The organism is Pseudomonas sp. FW305-70 (assembly GCF_058783925.1).
The window spans coordinates 64,369-80,690 of the sequence record NZ_JBYSYZ010000028.1; the positions used below are offsets into that span (position 1 = coordinate 64,369).

The window sequence follows — 16,322 nt, forward strand, 5'->3', positions numbered from 1 at the left end:
CGGCAGGCCTTTTCCAGAGCCTCTGGTTCTTTGCATTTTGATCGCTCCAGTCGCTTGCAAGTGCAGTCTGCTGGTGTACGGTTAACCCATCCCGCCCATCAGGAGATGACCGTGAAATTAATTACCCAGCTCGCCGCTGACCTTGGCAGGCAATTGCAGGTTCTCAATGCCCACGTTTCCACGGCCGAGTCCTGCACCGGCGGCGGGATCGCCGAGGCGATCACCCGTATTCCCGGCAGCTCGGCGTGGTTCGAGGCCGGTTATGTCACCTACTCCAATCTGCAGAAGAACCTGCAACTGGATGTTCCTGTTGAGTTGTTCACCACGGTGGGGGCGGTCAGTCGCGAGGTGGTCGAGGCGATGGCCAGGGGCGCGCAGGAGAAAAGTCGCGCATATTTTTCCGTGGCGGTCAGTGGCGTAGCCGGGCCGGACGGTGGTTCGCCGAGCAAGCCAGTGGGGACGGTTTGGCTGGCCTGGGGTGTGGGTGAGCGAGTGTTCAGCGAGTTGCAATACTTCGCCGGTGACCGCGACGAGGTGCGCCGACAAACGGTGAAGGCCGCGCTAGAGGGGCTGCTGCGCTATGCCGCGGCAGAAATCTCAAATCAGGGGTAGGCGATCCGGAATCGCTGTGGAATAATACTGGCTACTTATACAGGTGTTGGCCGTCAGGCCTTATTGATTACGTGAGGACTTTAATGGACGACAACAAGAAGAAAGCCTTGGCTGCGGCCCTGGGTCAGATCGAACGTCAATTCGGCAAGGGTGCCGTAATGCGTATGGGCGATCAGGACCGTCAGGCGATCCCGGCCATTTCCACTGGCTCTCTGGGTCTGGACATTGCTCTCGGCATCGGCGGTCTGCCAAAAGGCCGTATTGTTGAAATCTACGGTCCTGAATCTTCCGGTAAAACCACGCTAACCTTGTCCGTGATCGCCCAGGCTCAAAAAGCCGGCGCGACCTGCGCATTCGTCGACGCCGAACACGCCCTCGACCCTGAGTACGCCGGCAAGCTGGGCGTCAACGTCGACGACCTGCTGGTTTCCCAGCCGGACACCGGCGAGCAGGCCCTGGAAATCACCGACATGCTGGTGCGTTCCAACGCGGTTGACGTGATCATCGTCGACTCCGTGGCTGCCCTGGTGCCAAAGGCTGAAATCGAAGGCGAAATGGGTGACATGCACGTGGGCCTGCAAGCCCGCCTGATGTCCCAGGCGCTGCGTAAAATCACCGGTAACATCAAGAACGCCAACTGCCTGGTGATCTTCATCAACCAGATCCGCATGAAAATCGGCGTGATGTTCGGTAGTCCGGAAACCACCACCGGTGGTAACGCTCTGAAGTTCTACGCATCGGTTCGTCTGGACATCCGTCGTACTGGCGCGGTGAAGGAAGGTGATGAAGTCGTTGGTAGCGAAACCCGCGTCAAGGTCGTGAAGAACAAGGTGGCTTCGCCGTTCCGTCAGGCCGAGTTCCAGATTCTTTACGGCAAGGGCATCTACCTCAACGGTGAGATGATCGACCTGGGTGTTCTGCACGGTTTCGTCGAGAAGTCCGGCGCCTGGTATGCCTATGAAGGCACCAAGATCGGTCAGGGCAAGGCCAACTCGGCCAAGTTCCTGGCGGACAACCCGGAAGTCGCGGCAAAGCTGGAGAAGCAACTGCGTGACAAGCTCCTGTCCCCGGCATCGGTAGCGGACGCCAAAGCTTCTGCGGTCAAAGAGACCGAAGACGACCTGGTTGACGCTGATATCTGATCGAAGCGATGACCGCCGTACTCGATACACTCGTCGCGGTGCGGCGAACCGCAATGGACCTGCTCGCACGACGCGAGCACGGTCGAGTCGAGCTGACGCGTAAACTGCGTCAGCGCGGCGCCCTCCCTGAAATGATCGAAACAGCACTCGACCGGTTGACGGAAGAGGGGTTGTTGTCTGAAACCCGTTACCTCGAAAGTTTTGTTTCCTACCGCGCCCGTTCCGGTTATGGCCCTTTACGCATTCGTGAAGAGTTGAGCCAGCGCGGCCTGCAGCGCACCGATATTGAACTCGCCCTGCGAGAGAGCGGTATCGACTGGCAGGAGCAACTGGCCGACACCTGGCGACGCAAATTCTCCGGGCAATTGCCGGCAGATGTCCGGGAGCGAGCCAAACAAGGCCGATTCCTGGCGTATCGGGGATACTCCATGGAAATGATCAACCGCCTGTTCAGCGGTCGAGGGATGGACGACTGAACTGAAACGGCCTGCTATTTCGATAGCAGGCCGTTTTTTTATGCCTCACGTAACCTTTGACGACTCCCGCGTGCGTTGTTGTGCCTGGGATTTTGATTGTGCCCAGTTTTCCGGCAGGTTGATGTAGTCCACAAGTTCGCGCAGGCGGCCATGATTGCGGGCGTTGAAGTTGAAGACCAGTCGCGCCAGATGGCTGAATTCGGCTTCGTCGTGTTCTTCCCCGCTGTAAGTGTGCTGATGGAAATGATCACTCAGGCACAGGTCGGCGAAAGCCTCCTGCATGTATTCGAGTGCCTGGTCGTTGAGTGAGTGATTCATGCGAATCAGGAACTGATGCTTGAGCCAGCGACTGGAGTGGAAGTTGCCGTAGAACTGGTTGATGTGCTCTACCGCTTCTTCGACGTTGTAGACCAGTCTCACCAGCTTCATGTCAGTGGGCAGGATGTAGTGGTTTTCCTCCAGTTGCTGGTGAATGAAGTCCAGTGCGCCTTGCCAGAATTTACCGCCCGGCGCGTCGAGCAGCACCACGGGCACCAATGGGCTCTTGCCGGTCTGAATCAGCGTCAGTACTTCCAGGGCTTCATCCAGCGTGCCAAAGCCGCCCGGGCACAGCACCAGGGCATCGGCTTCCTTGACGAAGAACAGCTTGCGGGTGAAGAAGAAATGGAAGGGCAGCAGGTTGGTCGTGCCGTCGACAGTGGGGTTGGCATGCTGCTCGAAGGGCAGGGTGATGTTGAACCCCAGGCTGTGTGTCAGGCCGGCGCCCTCGTGGGCGGCGGCCATGATGCCGCCACCGGCGCCGGTAATGACCATCATGTCCGAGCGCGCCAGAGCGGCGCCGAGTTCCCGGGCCATCCTGTAGAGCGGATGTTCCATGGGGGTACGGGCCGAGCCGAAAACAGTGACCTTGCGCCGTCCCTTGAATTGTTCGAGCACGCGGAAGGCCTGTTCCAGTTCGCGCAGGGCTTGCAGGGTGATTTTGGCGTTCCAGCGGTTGTGGTCTTCCTGGGCCATGCGCAGCACGGTCAGGATCATGTCACGGTAGATCGGGATGTTCGGGCTGTTGGGTGAAATCAGCTTGAGTTGTTCTTCGACCTTGCTGAGGAGGTCGTGGCCGCTTTCTTCAAAATGACGGCTCAGGAGGTCATTCGGTTGGTAAGGCATTCAACTTCTCCTTCTGCACAGAACCCTCGGCCCGACAACGTACGCCGCGCCACGACACTTCATGTGTCGCTGTCTGCCCAGGCCCATGCCTGGGCGATCTACTTGACCCGAAAGGCATCGGATCATCCAAACAGGTTCTGTTTTTCCCTTGGATGAAAGAAACAATCGCACAACACGACAAGCGACGGCCAGCCCCTTTCCAGCCCTGAAAAAGTGAACGTGGATACCTGAAATCTAGACCTTCACAATGATTTGCGCTGATTGATCATTGCGCCACAACGTCTTTGCTGGCAACCGCTTATTGACGATTTGCAAGGTGGTTTCACCGCTCGTCTGAACAGGCGTCGCGTGTGCCGCACTCTGATTTACTAAGTTACAGGTGCCACACGACAACTTTGCGTCAACGGCAGGACGCACGGTACATGCAGTTCAAGGATTTAATCGCTCAAACATGAGTGAAGTGCAGGGAGGCGGGAAACCATGGCCAGAGTCGTTCTGGAGGTCGATACGCAACTGTATCGATTGTTGAAATCATCAGCCGAGGCCAATCATTTGAGCCTCGAAGAGGAGTGCTGCCGGCGTTTGCGTGGCGGCGAACGCCGTTCGCATTACTTGCAGGCGTTGCTGGCAGAATTGCGCGCCGAAGATGAACAGCGGCGCGCCAATTCCCGGTGATTACTTTTTCTTCTTGGCCGGTTGCAGGCAATCCGATTCCTGGAAGCTTGCGGAACCAACCGGACGGTTGGTCTTCACCTCGGTGAAGTCGTAACGCATGATCGCGCCCTTGGCCATCAGCTTGCGAAACCCTTCGTTTCTGCAGACAGAAGCACCCAGCTGGAAGTACACCGCCTTCGGGTCTGCACGCATCTTGTCGGCGTGGCTGCTCTGCACGCTCAGGTGGTTGATCAGCTGTTTGCCTTCAACGGTGTAGCCTTGATCGAGTATGTCTTCGTTGATCGCTCGAGGAGTGCCGACGCTGCTCTGGGTGGCGACGTTTTGCAGCATTTTGTTCAGTTCCGTGTCTTTCAAGGACGCAGCCTGGGCATTGAGGGACGACGCCAGCAAAATAGCCGCGGTAGGAACGATAAGGCGCAGCATGAAACTCTCCTGGTTCAGTGATGGGGCTTTGACCCGTCACGTGACTGTGCGTTCAGTGGCGGCGAATTATAGGGGAGGCGGGCTGGACGGTACAGGCTTGCACCGGGCGGTCTGGTAAACTGCTGGCACTTTTTACCCTGTCGAGTGTTTTTCGTGTCGAGTTCCCTTCTCTGTGGGCGTTGCCCGCTATGAGCCCTACCCCCGCGCGCTTTGCCTTGAATGCCGTAGCCCGCTTGCGCGATCAGCGTGAGGAGGAGGGCATCAAGCCGATTCAGGCCCGCGGCTGGCGTGCGCCGCGTTGCCGTGACTGCCGGGTGATCGAGAGCCACTGCTTGTGCGCATGGCGTCCGCAGGTCGCGACCCGCTCCGGCGTGTGCCTGATCATGACCAACAAGGAAGTGTTCAAGCCGAGCAACACCGGTTGGCTGATCGCCGACGTGGTCCCTGACAACCACGCCTTCATCTGGTCCCGTACGGAGGTCGATCCGAAGTTGCTGGCGCTGTTGTCCGACCCGCAATGGCAGCCGTACCTGGTGTTTCCGGGTGAATATGTCGAGCCTGAGCGGGTGACAAACAGTGTGGATGTCGATGGCGCGAAGCGTCCGTTGTTCATTCTGTTGGACGCGACCTGGACCGAAGCACGAAAGATCTTTCGCAAGAGTCCCTATTTCGATCGATTGCCGATCCTCAGCCTGCTGCCCGAAAAACTCTCGCGCTACCGGTTGCGCCGCTCGACCCGTAGCGAGCATCTGTGCACGGCGGAAGTGGCGGCGCTGTGTCTCGACCTTGCGGGCGATGTCGACGCAGCCTCGGCGCTGGATGCCTACTTTGATGTGTTCAGCCAGCATTACCTCGACGCCAAACATCAGTTGGACATGAACGTTTCGACCCCGGCGCATGCCGAGTTGATGCCCTATGTCCAGTCGGTCACTCCATGGGTGGACTGATTGTCGCTCATACTGCAATAAACTGTACCGGGCATGCTGCTTGACCACCCTGACTTCGCTGGGCATGCTTGGCGCCGATCAGGGTGCGGCCAGCGTTTGCAATGGCTTTTTTTGCGTTGAGCGTGCCTTGTCAGTGCAGCTCCATGGCTGTGCCTTGAGGTGCTTTGGCGAGGTCCGAATGCATCGGGCGTCCCCTGAAAAACAGGATCACTTGAAAAATGGCCACATACGAAATCCTGATTGCCGATGACCATCCGCTGTTTCGTAGTGCCTTGCATCAAGCGTTGACCCTGGGCCTAGGCCCGGATGTCCGTCTGGTGGAGGTGGCGAGTATTGCCGAACTGGAAGTCCGCCTGACGGAAAAGTCCGACTGGGATCTGGTACTGCTGGACCTGAACATGCCGGGGGCCTACGGTTTTTCCGGGCTGGTCCTGCTGCGCGGTCAGTACCCGCAGATTCCGGTGGTCATGGTCTCGGCCCAGGAAGAGCCGACCATCATGGTCAAGTCCCGTGAGTTCGGCGCCAGTGGCTTCATTCCCAAGTCCAGCGACTTGAGTGTGATCCAGAAAGCCGTGCGTGCGGTCCTCGATGGCGATGTGTTCTGGCCCCCGCAGGCGTTCGAAGCGGTCAGCGTTTCGGCAGAGGCCAAGGCGGCCAGCGAAGGCCTTGCCAGTCTGACGCCGCAGCAATTCCGCGTGCTGACCATGGTCTGCGAAGGCTTGCTGAACAAGCAGATCGCCTACGAGTTGAGTGTTTCCGAGGCGACTATCAAGGCGCACGTGACCGCGATTTTCCGTAAACTGAATGTGCGGACCCGGACCCAGGCTGCGCTGCTCTTGCAACAACTTGAGTCAACTTCCAGCCTTTAAAGGCTGGCAACTTCACGCTTTTTTGACTTTGGTTGAACTAGCTTTCCCACTTCCTTTTTTGTCAGTTGCCCACTCTATGTCACCTTTCAAAGGCCAGACCGGTCTGAAACGTATTCTCAATGCCTCCGGTTATTCGCTGGATGGCCTGCGCGCAGCCTTCACCGGCGAAGCCGCTTTTCGGCAACTGGTATTGCTCAACGTCATCCTGATTCCCTTGTCGTTCTTCCTGAATGTCAGCCGGGTCGAACAGGCGTTGTTAATCGCGGTCTGCCTGTTGGCGTTGATCGTCGAGTTGCTCAATTCGGCCGTGGAAGCGGCCATCGACCGCATTTCCCTCGAACGGCACCCGCTGTCCAAGAATGCCAAGGACATGGGCAGTGCCGCCCAGTTCGTGGCATTGAGCATGATTGCCCTGGTGTGGGCGGTCATCCTGCTCTAAGCGATCGTCGGCAGCACGATCTCGTCGCTGCGCTGAACCCCGGCGGTGAAGGCGCGGCACAGATCGAGGAATTCGCGCATCGCCGAGGTCTGATATTTCTGTTTATGCCAGATGAAATAAAACTGTCGCGCCAGATCCAGATCCGGCGTTTCGACAGGCACCAGGCTGCCGCGGCGAAATGCGTCGCGCAAAGCCAGCCGGGAAATGCAGCCAATTCCCAAACCTGACTCCACCGCGCGCTTGATCGCTTCGGTGTGCTCAAGCTCCAGACGGATATTCAAGGAAGAACGGTGATGACGCATGGCTTGATCGAAGGTCAACCGTGTGCCGGAACCCTGTTCGCGCAAGATCCACGCTTCGTGGCTCAACTCGTCCATGGTGGCCGTGCCGCGCTGGGCCAGCGGATGCTGAGGGGCGCAAAACACCACCAGTTCGTCCTCGACCCAGCTTTGCACTTCGATGTCCGGGTGACTGCAATCGCCTTCGATCAGACCCAGGTCAATTTCATAGTGGGCCACCTGTTGCACAATGTTGGCAGTGTTCTGCACGTGCAGCTTCACCTGGCTTTCCGGATGGCGCTGCATGAAGCTGCCGATCAGCAGGGTGGCCAGGTAATTGCCGATGGTCAGGGTCGCGCCCACGGCCAGCGAGCCGAAACCGGACTTGCCGTTGAGCAGGTCTTCGATTTCCTTGGCCTGGTCCAGCAGGGCGACCGCTTGCGGCAATAGTTGTTTACCGAGGGCGTTCAGGCTCAGCCGTTTGCCGGCGCGGTCGAACAGTTGGCAGCTGCACTGGCGCTCCAGTTCGGTGATCGAGGTGCTCGCCGCCGATTGCGAGAGGTTGAGCAGGCCCGCAGCACGGGACACGCTTTCCTGCTGGGCGACGGCGACGAATACTTGAAGTTGACGGAGAGTAAATCGCATATCGATATAACCGATAACCCTTATCTTAATAATCCATTTAACAGATATTGTCTCTGCCTTTAGAATGCGATGCAATTGCGCAGAGCTGGCTTTCTTGCAGAGCACACCGAACACGCGCAGACCAATCTCCAGGAGTCCCACGTACATGAGCAACATGAACCACGAGCGTGTCCTCAGTGTTCACCACTGGAACGACACTCTGTTCAGCTTCAAGTGCACCCGTGATCCGGGTCTGCGCTTCGAGAACGGTCAGTTCGTGATGATCGGCCTGCAACAACCCAACGGCCGCCCGCTTATGCGCGCTTACTCGATTGCCAGCCCGAACTGGGAAGAGCATCTCGAGTTCTTCAGCATCAAGGTGCCTGATGGTCCGCTGACTTCGCAGTTGCAGCATCTGAAGGAAGGCGACGAGATCATCATCAGCAAGAAGCCTACCGGCACGCTGGTGCTGGATGACTTGAAGCCTGGCAAACATTTGTACCTGCTCAGCACCGGTACCGGTCTGGCGCCGTTCATGAGCGTCATCCAGGACCCGGAAACCTACGAGCGTTTCGAAAAAGTGATCCTGTGCCACGGCGTGCGTTACGTCAACGAAGTCGCTTACCGCGAGTTCATCACCGAGCACCTACCGCAGAACGAATTCTTCGGCGAAGCGCTGCGTGACAAGTTGATCTACTACCCGACCGTGACCCGCGAGCCGTTCGAGAACGAAGGTCGCCTGACCGACCTGATGCGCAGCGGCAAGCTGTTCAGCGACATCGGTCTGCCTCCGATCAACCCGCAGGACGACCGCGCCATGCTGTGCGGCAGCCCGAGCATGCTCGACGAGACCAGCGAAGTGCTGAACAGCTTCGGCCTGAAGGTTTCGCCGCGGATGCGCGAGCCGGGTGACTACCTGATCGAGCGTGCGTTCGTCGAGAAGTGACCGGAACCCTGTGGGAGCGGGCTTGCTCGCGAAGACGGATTGTCATTCAACATCATCGTTGAGTTTTAAATCGCTTTCGCGAGCAAGCCCGCTCCCACATAAAGCCAAAGCCCGCGTTGCCTGTGAAGGCAGCGCGGGCTTTTTGCATTTTCGGCGTTCAGGTTTTCGCGGGAATGACTTCCAGGATGCGGATCAGCTCCGGTGTCGGGTAATGCCAACGCACATCCAGATCCCAGAACTGCGCGCCGTATTCCCGCTCGGGTGCCGGCGTTTGATAGGCCGGGCGTGGGTCTTGCGCCAGGCATTGCTCGATCAGCTCAACCAAAGGCTCATCAAGGCGCCGGGCATGCTCGTGAGCCTGCAGCAGTGCTGTGTCCGTCCACAGCACGGGAATCAGCTGCGGCGCAGCGCTGGCGATGCTGTTGGCGGCCGTATCGACGATGTCGGCGTAGGGTACGTAGGGCTTGATATCGAGAATCGGCGTGCCATCCAGCAGATCTATGCCCGAGATCCACAGACGGTTGGCTTCGACCCTGTCCAGTTTCACCACTGATTGCCCGATGCCATTGGGGCGGTGGGTGGCGCGGGTGGCAAACACGCCCATGGATTTATTGCCGCCGAGGCGAGGGGGGCGGACCTTCAGGCGAGGCTTTTCTTCCAGGGCCTGGTGGAACAGGAACAGCAGCCACACGTGGCTGACCTGCTCCAGGCCCTGCACTGCATCCCCTTGATCGAACGGAGCCACCAGTTCCAGTACCCCACGGGCGGCCGGGGCCAGTTGTGGCTGGCGCGGAATGGCGAACTTCTCCTTGAAGCAGGAGCGCACGAAGCCGATGGGGGAAACGCTGTAGGTCATGATTTGAGGTCGAGGCGGGAAGAGGGGGGCATGATAACTCACGTGACCTCTAGCCCGGTGGCGCCTGTCAGTCCGTCATCGCGGGCAAGCCACGCTCCCACAGGTTTTGTGATGGACACAAATTTTGTGTGCGCTCTAGAACCCTGTGGGAGCGGGCTTGCCCGCGAAGGCCGCACCGCCGATTTCAGAGACTGAACCCGCCATCCAGCGCAATGATGTTCCCGGTCATGTAGGCCCCCGCGGTACTCGCCAGACTGATCGCCAGCGCCGCCATCTCTTCCTCGCGGCCCCAACGCTTCATGGGAATCAGCGCCGTATCCTCAGCCAATGCCTGTTCATCATCGCCAATGTGCCGGGTCATCTTGCTCGGAAAGCGACCCGGGGCGATCACATTGACATTGATGTGCTGGCTCACCAGTTCGCGCGCCAGAATCCTCGACAGTTGATGCAGCGCCGCCTTGCTCGGCCCGTAGGCATACGCCTGTTCGCCGAACGATGAAATCCCGGCCACCGAACCAATGTTGATGATCCGCGCGGGATTCTGCGCTGAACCGGCCTTGCGCAGCAGGGGCAGCAATTGCTGGATACAGTTGAATACCGATGTCACGTTGAGCTGCATGACTTTTTCCCAGCCCTTGATCGGGTAGCTCTCCAGTGGTGCACCCCAGGTGGTGCCGGCATTGTTCACCAGGATGTCCAGTTGGGAAATCTGCTCGCCCAGGCGTGTGGCCAGTTGCAGGACGCCCTCTTCGGTGGCGAGGTTGGCCACCATGGCGTGGCAGTGTCCAAGCGCTCCGAGTTCGTCGGCGGTTTGCCGGCAGGCTTCGGCGTCGCGGGCGCAGACGTACACGGTGGCGCCCGCCTCGACGTAGGCCTTGGCGATCATCTTGCCGATACCACGGGTGCCGCCGGTCACCAGGGCGGTGCGGCCTTGCAGGGAAAAGTAGGGATGCATGGCGAATCCTGAGGGCTTAGGTCTTTACACCCTAGTCGTCAGCCGCGGTCAGCGGAGCCACTATTTTCGAAGAGAATGAGGGGGCATTCGGCCTTATAGGAGCTGGCCAGCGATGGTCGCTAACGATGACGCGTGTTTGCTGGATAATCGCGGCGTTGTCGAATCCATCGCGAGCAAGCTCGCTCCTACAGGGAACGGTTTACTGCGGGCGCACTCGCAGAGTCAGCCCCTTGAGGAAATTGCGCAGCAACTGGTCGCCGCACGGGCGATAGTTGGTATGGCCGAACTTGCGGAACAGCGCGCTCAGCTCAGGCTTGGACACCGGGAACTCGGCGGCCTTGAGGATCGCGTGCATGTCGTCTTCCTTCAACTCGAACGCGACCCGCAGTTTTTTCAGGATGATGTTGTTGGTCACCGGCACTTCGATCGGCTGCGGCGGACGGCTTTCGTCCTTGCCGCGCTTGAAGATCACCAGGCCGTCGAGGAAATGTGCCATGACTTCGTCCGGGCAGCGTACAAAGCCTTCCTCGTCTTCCTCTTTCTTGTCGAGATAGGTCACCAGGTCTGCCAGGGTCACGTCCAGGCCGCCGAGCTTGATGATCTCGATGACTTTCTTGTCGCTGATGTCGAGCATGTAGCGCACGCTGCGCAATACGTCGTTATGAATCATGTGTGCAGTCCTGATAATTCAGCTATGGGTGCCGCCGAAAACAGCAGCACCGAAAAGTGTGGCGGTGCGCAAAGCCTTAGAACTTCTCTTTGCCGGACAAGTAGCGCCATTGCCCCACGGGCACTTTGCCGATGGACACGCCGCCGATGCGGATGCGGCGGATGGCGACGACCTTCAGGCCGACGGCCTGGCACAGCAGGGCGATGATGCCCGGTTGCGGGTTCTTCATGGCAAAGCGCAGGCGGTTTTCGTTCTGCCAGCTGGCCTTGACCGCCGGCAATTCCTTGCCCTTGTAGGTCAGGCCATGGTTCAGACGGTTGAGGCCGTGAGCCACCATCTCGCCTTCAACCTCGACCACATACTCTTGCTCGATCTTGCTGGAGTCGGCGGTGAGTTTGCGCAGGATTTTCCAGTCCTGGGTGAACACCAGCAGCCCGCTGGCGTTGGCCTGCAGGTCGGTGCTGGCGGTCAGTCGCAGGAAGTGCCCACGCAAGGGGCGCTTGCCGTAGCGGTGTTCTTCGCTCAGGGTCTCGGCGCCGAGGGTGGCCATGGCGGTGTCTGCGTCCATGCCGGCCGGCACGTTGAGCAGCAGGGTCACCGGTTCTGGCGCGGTGGCCTTGGCTTCTGGATCAAGCTCGACTTTCTGGGTGTCGACCTTGAATTGCGGCTCGTCGATGACCACGCCGTCGACGGTGACCCAGCCGCCCTCGATGAACAGCTCAGCCTCCCGACGGGAACAGCCGACGAGTTCGATGAGGCGTTTGGAGAGACGAATCGGGTCAGTCATGTCAGGGCCGTAACAAAAAGGGGGTGGGCATTGTACCTGCCTGGCGCCGGTTAATCCCGGTTCCATTTACGCTGTTTGACTTTTGTGGGAGCGGGCTTGCTCGCGAAGGCGGTGTGTCAGCTAACATAATTGTTGAAGTTGATGACCCCTTCGCGAGCAAGCCCGCTCCCACAGTGGTTTTGTGTTGTGTCAGCCATGTCGGGAGTGTTGCTGGCTTTGACGCATACGCATGTGCAACAACGGATACGGCTGGCCCATGCCATCGACTTCCGAGCGACCGATGACCTCGAAACCCTGTTTGAAGTAAAAGCCGAGGGCTTGCGGGTTCTGTTCGTTGACGTCCAGTTCATCGGCGTTCAGGTGTTCCAGGGCATAACGCAACAATTTCTTGCCCAGGCCCTGGCCACGATGGTCGGGGTCGATGAAGAGCATTTCGATCTTGCCGGCCGCGACGCCGGCGAATCCGGTGATGCGCTGGTTCGAATCCTTGGTGCAGATCAGCATCACCGAGTCGAGGTAGCGGGTCAGCACCAGGTTTTTCAGCAGTTCGATGTAGCTGTCGGGCAGGAAGTCGTGGGTGGCGCGCACCGAGGCCTCCCAGACCCGGGTCAATTCTTCGTAGTCGCCGAGTTTCGGCGTGTGGATGACCGAATGCTGACGCATGCCCGTCTGCCTCTTATGCAGTGGTTGATAGGAATCCTTCCATGTGCAAACGATAGCCGTAAAAAAGCCCCGCATCTCGTCAAGAGAGCGGGGCTTTTTGTATTTTTTGCGTTTAGATCTGTTCAGCCCACAGGTCGTATTCGTCGGCGTCGGTCACTTTGCACCAGACCTTGTCGCCCGGCTTGAGGTTGCTGCCGTTGTCGATGAATACGTTGCCGTCGATTTCCGGGGCATCGAAGAAGCAGCGGCCCACCGCGCCTTGCTCGTCGACTTCATCGACCAGCACTTCGATTTCACGGCCGATGCGCATTTGCAGGCGCGCCGAGCTGATGGCCTGCTGGTGCGCCATGAAGCGCTCCCAACGGTCCTGCTTGACGTCGTCCGGGACGACTTCCAGGTCCAGGTCATTGGCCGGTGCGCCTTCAACCGGCGAGTACTGGAAGCAGCCGACACGGTCGAGCTGCGCTTCGGTCAGCCAGTTCAGCAGGTACTGGAAGTCCTCTTCGGTTTCGCCCGGGAAGCCGACGATGAAGGTCGAACGGATGATCAGGTCCGGGCAGATTTCGCGCCAGTTCTTGATGCGTGCCAGGGTCTTGTCTTCGAAGGCCGGGCGCTTCATCGACTTCAACACCTTCGGGCTGGCGTGCTGGAACGGGATGTCCAGGTACGGCAGGATCTTGCCGGCGGCCATCAGCGGGATCAGCTCGTCAACGTGCGGGTACGGGTAAACGTAGTGCAGGCGAACCCAGACGCCGAGGGTGCTCAGGGCTTCGCAGAGTTCGGTCATGCGGGTTTTCACCGGCGCGCCGTTCCAGAAACCGGTGCGGTATTTCACGTCGACGCCATAGGCACTGGTGTCCTGGGAAATCACCAGCAGCTCCTTGACGCCGGACTTGACCAGGCGCTGGGCCTCGTCGAGCACGTCGCCCACCGGACGGCTGACCAGTTTGCCGCGCATCGACGGGATGATGCAGAAGCTGCAGCTGTGGTTGCAGCCTTCGGAAATCTTCAGGTAGGCGTAGTGGCGCGGAGTCAGTTTGATGCCTTGTGGCGGCACCAGATCGATCAGCGGGTTGTGGTCCTGGCGTGGCGGCACGACTTCGTGCACGGCGTTGACCACTTGCTCGTACTGCTGCGGACCGGTCACGGCCAGCACGCTCGGGTGTACGTCGCGAATGTTGCCTTCTTCGACGCCCATGCAGCCGGTCACGATGACCTTGCCGTTTTCCTTGATGGCTTCGCCGATCACTTCCAGGGACTCGGCCTTGGCCGAATCGATGAAGCCGCAGGTGTTGACCACCACGACGTCGGCGTCCTGGTAGGTGGACACCACGTCATAGCCTTCCATGCGCAGCTGGGTAAGGATGCGCTCGGAGTCGACCAGTGCTTTGGGGCAACCCAGGGATACGAAGCCAACCTTTGGATTGGCCGGCGCAGGAGTGGTGGACATGTCTAACCTCGGTATTTTGTGACGCCGCTTGCCGGGCAGGGCAAAACCGACGGACGGGCGCTTGAATGGCGCCTCTGATCAAAAAGTGCGCAATTCTAGCGATGAGTCGCTCACTTGACCAGCTTTATGCGGGGAAATGCGACGAGTGCTGCGCTATGCTTCGCGCCGTTACGCTTTACTGGTTTTTACAGTCAACTAAACGTCTGTAACCTGATGTAAAACAGCGCATGCTGCACGACAAAGCATAGTGCTTCTTTCAAACAAGCCCGGGTCTGAGAAGTAGGAGTGGTGGATGGGTCAGGCAAGTAGTCAGGCTGCCGGTGCCGAGCATTCGGCGGTGAAGCCGATCGGCATGCTGGTCGCGGCAGTCGGGGTTGTTTATGGCGATATCGGCACCAGTCCGTTGTACACCCTCAAAGAAGTGTTTTCCGGAGGCTATGGTGTGCCGGTCAACCATGACGGGGTGCTGGGGATCCTGGCGCTGATCTTTTGGTCGCTGATCTGGGTCGTGTCGATCAAGTACATGATGTTTGTGCTGCGCGCCGACAACCAGGGCGAAGGCGGGATCATGGCCTTGACCGCGCTGGCGCGGCGGGCGGCGGCGGGACACGCCAAATTACGCACGTTGCTGGTGGTCTGCGGACTGATCGGTGCGGCGTTGTTCTATGGTGACAGCATGATTACCCCGGCGATTTCCGTGCTTTCGGCAATTGAAGGCCTGGGCCTGGCATTCGATGGCATCGATCATTGGGTCGTGCCACTGTCGCTGGTGGTGCTGGTCGCGCTGTTTCTTATTCAGAGTCACGGTACCGCGCGGATCGGCATTCTGTTCGGGCCGATCATGGTGACCTGGTTCCTTGTGCTGGGCGCACTGGGCGTCTATGGCATCAGCCAGCATCCGGAAGTCCTGCAAGCGATGAACCCGGTATGGGGTGTACGTTTCTTCATGGTCCATCCGGGCATGGGCGTGACGATTCTCGGCGCCGTGGTGCTGGCATTGACCGGTGCCGAGGCTCTTTACGCGGACATGGGCCACTTCGGTCGCAAGCCGATCGCTCGTGCCTGGTTCATCCTCGTGCTGCCGGCGCTGGTGCTGAACTATTTCGGTCAGGGTGCCTTGCTGCTGGGCGACCCGGAAGCGGCGCGTAACCCGTTCTACCTGTTGGCACCGAGCTGGGCATTGATCCCTCTGGTCGGTCTGTCGACCCTGGCCACAGTGATTGCCTCACAAGCGGTGATTTCCGGTGCGTTCTCCCTGACCCGTCAGGCGATCCAGCTCGGTTACATTCCGCGTATGCACATCCGGCACACCTCCAGCGCCGAACAGGGCCAGATCTACATCGCCGCGGTGAACTGGGCGCTGATGGTCGGCGTGGTGCTGTTGGTGCTGGGTTTTGAATCCTCCGGTGCCCTGGCCTCGGCCTACGGTGTGGCGGTGACCGGGACCATGCTGATGACCAGTATCCTGGTGTCTGCGGTGATCCTGTTGCTGTGGAAGTGGCCACCGGTGCTTGTGGTGCCGATCCTGTTGGGTTTCCTGCTGGTAGACGGTGTGTACTTCGCCGCCAACGTGCCGAAAATCGTTCAGGGCGGTGCATTTCCGGTGATCGCCGGTTTCGCGCTGTTTGTGCTGATGACCACCTGGAAGCGCGGCAAGCAGTTGCTGGTCGAGCGCATCGATGAGGGTGGTTTGCCGCTGCCGATCTTTATCAGCAGCATCGCGGTACAACCGCCCCATCGCGTGCAGGGCACGGCAGTGTTCCTCACTGCGCGACCGGACGCCGTGCCCCACGCGCTGTTACACAACTTGTTGCATAACCAGGTACTGCACGAGCAAGTGGTGCTGCTGACGGTGGTCTACGAAGACATCCCGCGGGTGCCGCCATCGCGACGGTTCGAGGTCGATGCCTACGGCGAAGGTTTCTTCCGGGTGATCCTGCACTTCGGCTTCACCGACGAGCCGGACGTACCGAAGGCGTTGAAGCTGTGTCACCTTGATGAACTGGACTTCAGCCCGATGCGCACGACGTACTTCCTCAGTCGCGAGACGGTCATCGCCTCCAAGCTCGAAGGCATGTCGCGCTGGCGTGAGGCGCTGTTTGCCTTCATGTTGCAGAACGCCAATGGCAATTTGCGTTTCTTCAATCTGCCGCTGAACCGGGTGATTGAGTTGGGGACGCAGGTCGAGATGTAAGCGCCCCACAAAAAGCCCCCGTTGCCCTTGTGGCAGTGGGGGCTTTTTTGTGGGCGAGTGCAAAACTGGAAGGCTATGAAGATCCAGTGTGGGAGCGGGCTTGCTCGCGAAAGCGGTGTGTCAGATTCATCTATGTCGCCTGATCCACCGTC

At 59.2% G+C, this 16,322-nt stretch carries 18 protein-coding genes; 9 read left to right on the forward strand and 9 right to left on the reverse strand.

The features are described 5' to 3' along the window. The first annotated feature begins 111 nt into the window (after positions 1-111). The 3 genes from AC3WN7_RS19810 (at position 112) to recX (ending at position 2,230) form a co-directional block, all read left to right on the forward strand. Positions 112-612 (forward strand): CinA family protein, encoded by a 501-nt coding sequence (locus AC3WN7_RS19810; protein WP_095965139.1) that lies wholly within the window; start codon positions 112-114, stop codon positions 610-612. Between the two features lie 83 nt (positions 613-695). Next, entirely contained in the window at positions 696-1,754 is a 1,059-nt protein-coding gene (gene recA / locus AC3WN7_RS19815) for a recombinase RecA (RefSeq protein WP_007971148.1), read from the forward strand. Between the two features lie 8 nt (positions 1,755-1,762). Beyond that, the gene (recX, locus tag AC3WN7_RS19820; RefSeq protein ID WP_095965054.1) at positions 1,763-2,230 is read left to right on the forward strand and encodes a recombination regulator RecX; all 468 of its coding nucleotides are present in this window, start codon (positions 1,763-1,765) and stop codon (positions 2,228-2,230) included. Between the two features lie 45 nt (positions 2,231-2,275). Here the strand turns inward: recX and AC3WN7_RS19825 are convergent, their stop codons facing one another. After that, complete coding sequence (locus AC3WN7_RS19825; RefSeq protein WP_015093788.1) at positions 2,276-3,394, reverse strand: LOG family protein; 1,119 nt, start codon at positions 3,392-3,394, stop codon at positions 2,276-2,278. A 480-nt stretch (positions 3,395-3,874) separates the two neighbouring features. Between AC3WN7_RS19825 and AC3WN7_RS19830 the strand changes: the two genes are divergently transcribed. Next, positions 3,875-4,069: a hypothetical protein gene (locus tag AC3WN7_RS19830; RefSeq protein WP_007971153.1), complete on the forward strand. Its 195-nt coding sequence runs from the start codon at positions 3,875-3,877 to the stop codon at positions 4,067-4,069. Here the strand turns inward: AC3WN7_RS19830 and AC3WN7_RS19835 are convergent, their stop codons facing one another. Continuing rightward, entirely contained in the window at positions 4,070-4,492 is a 423-nt protein-coding gene (locus AC3WN7_RS19835) for a quorum-sensing-regulated virulence factor family protein (protein WP_007971154.1), read from the reverse strand. Positions 4,493-4,680: 188 nt separating this feature from the next. Here AC3WN7_RS19835 and AC3WN7_RS19840 point away from each other — a divergent pair, with 188 nt between their 5' ends. From AC3WN7_RS19840 to AC3WN7_RS19850, 3 genes are all read left to right on the forward strand, one after another. Next, on the forward strand, positions 4,681-5,439 hold the full coding sequence (locus AC3WN7_RS19840) for a tRNA-uridine aminocarboxypropyltransferase (protein ID WP_095965055.1): 759 nt from the start codon (positions 4,681-4,683) through the stop codon (positions 5,437-5,439). Positions 5,440-5,657: 218 nt separating this feature from the next. Further along, positions 5,658-6,308 carry a response regulator transcription factor ErdR gene (gene erdR / locus AC3WN7_RS19845; protein ID WP_095965056.1) on the forward strand — a complete coding sequence of 217 codons (651 nt, stop codon included), beginning with the start codon at positions 5,658-5,660 and terminating at the stop codon, positions 6,306-6,308. A 76-nt stretch (positions 6,309-6,384) separates the two neighbouring features. Beyond that, positions 6,385-6,747 (forward strand): diacylglycerol kinase, encoded by a 363-nt coding sequence (locus tag AC3WN7_RS19850; RefSeq protein WP_015093791.1) that lies wholly within the window; start codon positions 6,385-6,387, stop codon positions 6,745-6,747. On the opposite strand, the gene AC3WN7_RS19855 is transcribed toward AC3WN7_RS19850, so the two are convergent. Then, positions 6,744-7,670, reverse strand: a complete 927-nt coding sequence (locus AC3WN7_RS19855) for a LysR family transcriptional regulator (protein ID WP_015093792.1) — start codon at positions 7,668-7,670, stop codon at positions 6,744-6,746. The two genes, AC3WN7_RS19850 and AC3WN7_RS19855, sit on opposite strands and share 4 nt — an antisense overlap. Positions 7,671-7,815: 145 nt before the next feature. Here AC3WN7_RS19855 and fpr point away from each other — a divergent pair, with 145 nt between their 5' ends. Continuing rightward, positions 7,816-8,595 (forward strand): ferredoxin-NADP reductase, encoded by a 780-nt coding sequence (fpr, locus tag AC3WN7_RS19860; protein WP_003443014.1) that lies wholly within the window; start codon positions 7,816-7,818, stop codon positions 8,593-8,595. Positions 8,596-8,752: 157 nt separating this feature from the next. Here fpr and tsaA read toward each other — a convergent pair whose 3' ends face one another. The 6 genes from tsaA to rimO all read right to left on the reverse strand — a co-directional run bounded on the left by tsaA (position 8,753) and on the right by rimO (position 13,976). Beyond that, the gene (gene tsaA / locus AC3WN7_RS19865; protein ID WP_102674595.1) at positions 8,753-9,451 is read right to left on the reverse strand and encodes a tRNA (N6-threonylcarbamoyladenosine(37)-N6)-methyltransferase TrmO; all 699 of its coding nucleotides are present in this window, start codon (positions 9,449-9,451) and stop codon (positions 8,753-8,755) included. A 184-nt stretch (positions 9,452-9,635) separates the two neighbouring features. Beyond that, entirely contained in the window at positions 9,636-10,406 is a 771-nt protein-coding gene (locus tag AC3WN7_RS19870; protein ID WP_102674594.1) for an SDR family oxidoreductase, read from the reverse strand. A 199-nt stretch (positions 10,407-10,605) separates the two neighbouring features. Next, positions 10,606-11,076 carry a YehS family protein gene (locus AC3WN7_RS19875; protein WP_007971161.1) on the reverse strand — a complete coding sequence of 157 codons (471 nt, stop codon included), beginning with the start codon at positions 11,074-11,076 and terminating at the stop codon, positions 10,606-10,608. A 76-nt stretch (positions 11,077-11,152) separates the two neighbouring features. Beyond that, the gene (locus AC3WN7_RS19880) at positions 11,153-11,863 is read right to left on the reverse strand and encodes an rRNA pseudouridine synthase (protein ID WP_007971163.1); all 711 of its coding nucleotides are present in this window, start codon (positions 11,861-11,863) and stop codon (positions 11,153-11,155) included. A gap of 189 nt (positions 11,864-12,052) precedes the next feature. Then, positions 12,053-12,526: a GNAT family N-acetyltransferase gene (locus AC3WN7_RS19885; RefSeq protein ID WP_095965060.1), complete on the reverse strand. Its 474-nt coding sequence runs from the start codon at positions 12,524-12,526 to the stop codon at positions 12,053-12,055. A gap of 112 nt (positions 12,527-12,638) precedes the next feature. Then, positions 12,639-13,976 (reverse strand): 30S ribosomal protein S12 methylthiotransferase RimO, encoded by a 1,338-nt coding sequence (gene rimO, locus AC3WN7_RS19890; RefSeq protein WP_025110809.1) that lies wholly within the window; start codon positions 13,974-13,976, stop codon positions 12,639-12,641. Between the two features lie 292 nt (positions 13,977-14,268). Here rimO and AC3WN7_RS19895 point away from each other — a divergent pair, with 292 nt between their 5' ends. Next, positions 14,269-16,170 (forward strand): potassium transporter Kup, encoded by a 1,902-nt coding sequence (locus AC3WN7_RS19895; RefSeq protein ID WP_095965061.1) that lies wholly within the window; start codon positions 14,269-14,271, stop codon positions 16,168-16,170. Positions 16,171-16,322: the final 152 nt, after the last annotated feature.

Bases quoted from the DNA above. Each gene is read 5' to 3' on its own strand.
- recA (WP_007971148.1), top strand. From the start codon at position 696: ATGGACGACAACAAGAAGAAAGCCTTGGCTGCGGCCCTGGGTCAGATC.
- recX (WP_095965054.1), top strand. From the start codon at position 1,763: ATGACCGCCGTACTCGATACACTCGTCGCGGTGCGGCGAACCGCAATG.
- AC3WN7_RS19825 (WP_015093788.1), bottom strand. From the start codon at position 3,394: ATGCCTTACCAACCGAATGACCTCCTGAGCCGTCATTTTGAAGAAAGC.
- AC3WN7_RS19830 (WP_007971153.1), top strand. From the start codon at position 3,875: ATGGCCAGAGTCGTTCTGGAGGTCGATACGCAACTGTATCGATTGTTG.
- AC3WN7_RS19835 (WP_007971154.1), bottom strand. From the start codon at position 4,492: ATGCTGCGCCTTATCGTTCCTACCGCGGCTATTTTGCTGGCGTCGTCC.
- AC3WN7_RS19840 (WP_095965055.1), top strand. From the start codon at position 4,681: ATGAGCCCTACCCCCGCGCGCTTTGCCTTGAATGCCGTAGCCCGCTTG.
- erdR (WP_095965056.1), top strand. From the start codon at position 5,658: ATGGCCACATACGAAATCCTGATTGCCGATGACCATCCGCTGTTTCGT.
- AC3WN7_RS19850 (WP_015093791.1), top strand. From the start codon at position 6,385: ATGTCACCTTTCAAAGGCCAGACCGGTCTGAAACGTATTCTCAATGCC.
- AC3WN7_RS19855 (WP_015093792.1), bottom strand. From the start codon at position 7,670: ATGCGATTTACTCTCCGTCAACTTCAAGTATTCGTCGCCGTCGCCCAG.
- fpr (WP_003443014.1), top strand. From the start codon at position 7,816: ATGAGCAACATGAACCACGAGCGTGTCCTCAGTGTTCACCACTGGAAC.
- tsaA (WP_102674595.1), bottom strand. From the start codon at position 9,451: ATGACCTACAGCGTTTCCCCCATCGGCTTCGTGCGCTCCTGCTTCAAG.
- AC3WN7_RS19870 (WP_102674594.1), bottom strand. From the start codon at position 10,406: ATGCATCCCTACTTTTCCCTGCAAGGCCGCACCGCCCTGGTGACCGGC.
- AC3WN7_RS19875 (WP_007971161.1), bottom strand. From the start codon at position 11,076: ATGATTCATAACGACGTATTGCGCAGCGTGCGCTACATGCTCGACATC.
- AC3WN7_RS19880 (WP_007971163.1), bottom strand. From the start codon at position 11,863: ATGACTGACCCGATTCGTCTCTCCAAACGCCTCATCGAACTCGTCGGC.
- AC3WN7_RS19885 (WP_095965060.1), bottom strand. From the start codon at position 12,526: ATGCGTCAGCATTCGGTCATCCACACGCCGAAACTCGGCGACTACGAA.
- rimO (WP_025110809.1), bottom strand. From the start codon at position 13,976: ATGTCCACCACTCCTGCGCCGGCCAATCCAAAGGTTGGCTTCGTATCC.
- AC3WN7_RS19895 (WP_095965061.1), top strand. From the start codon at position 14,269: ATGGGTCAGGCAAGTAGTCAGGCTGCCGGTGCCGAGCATTCGGCGGTG.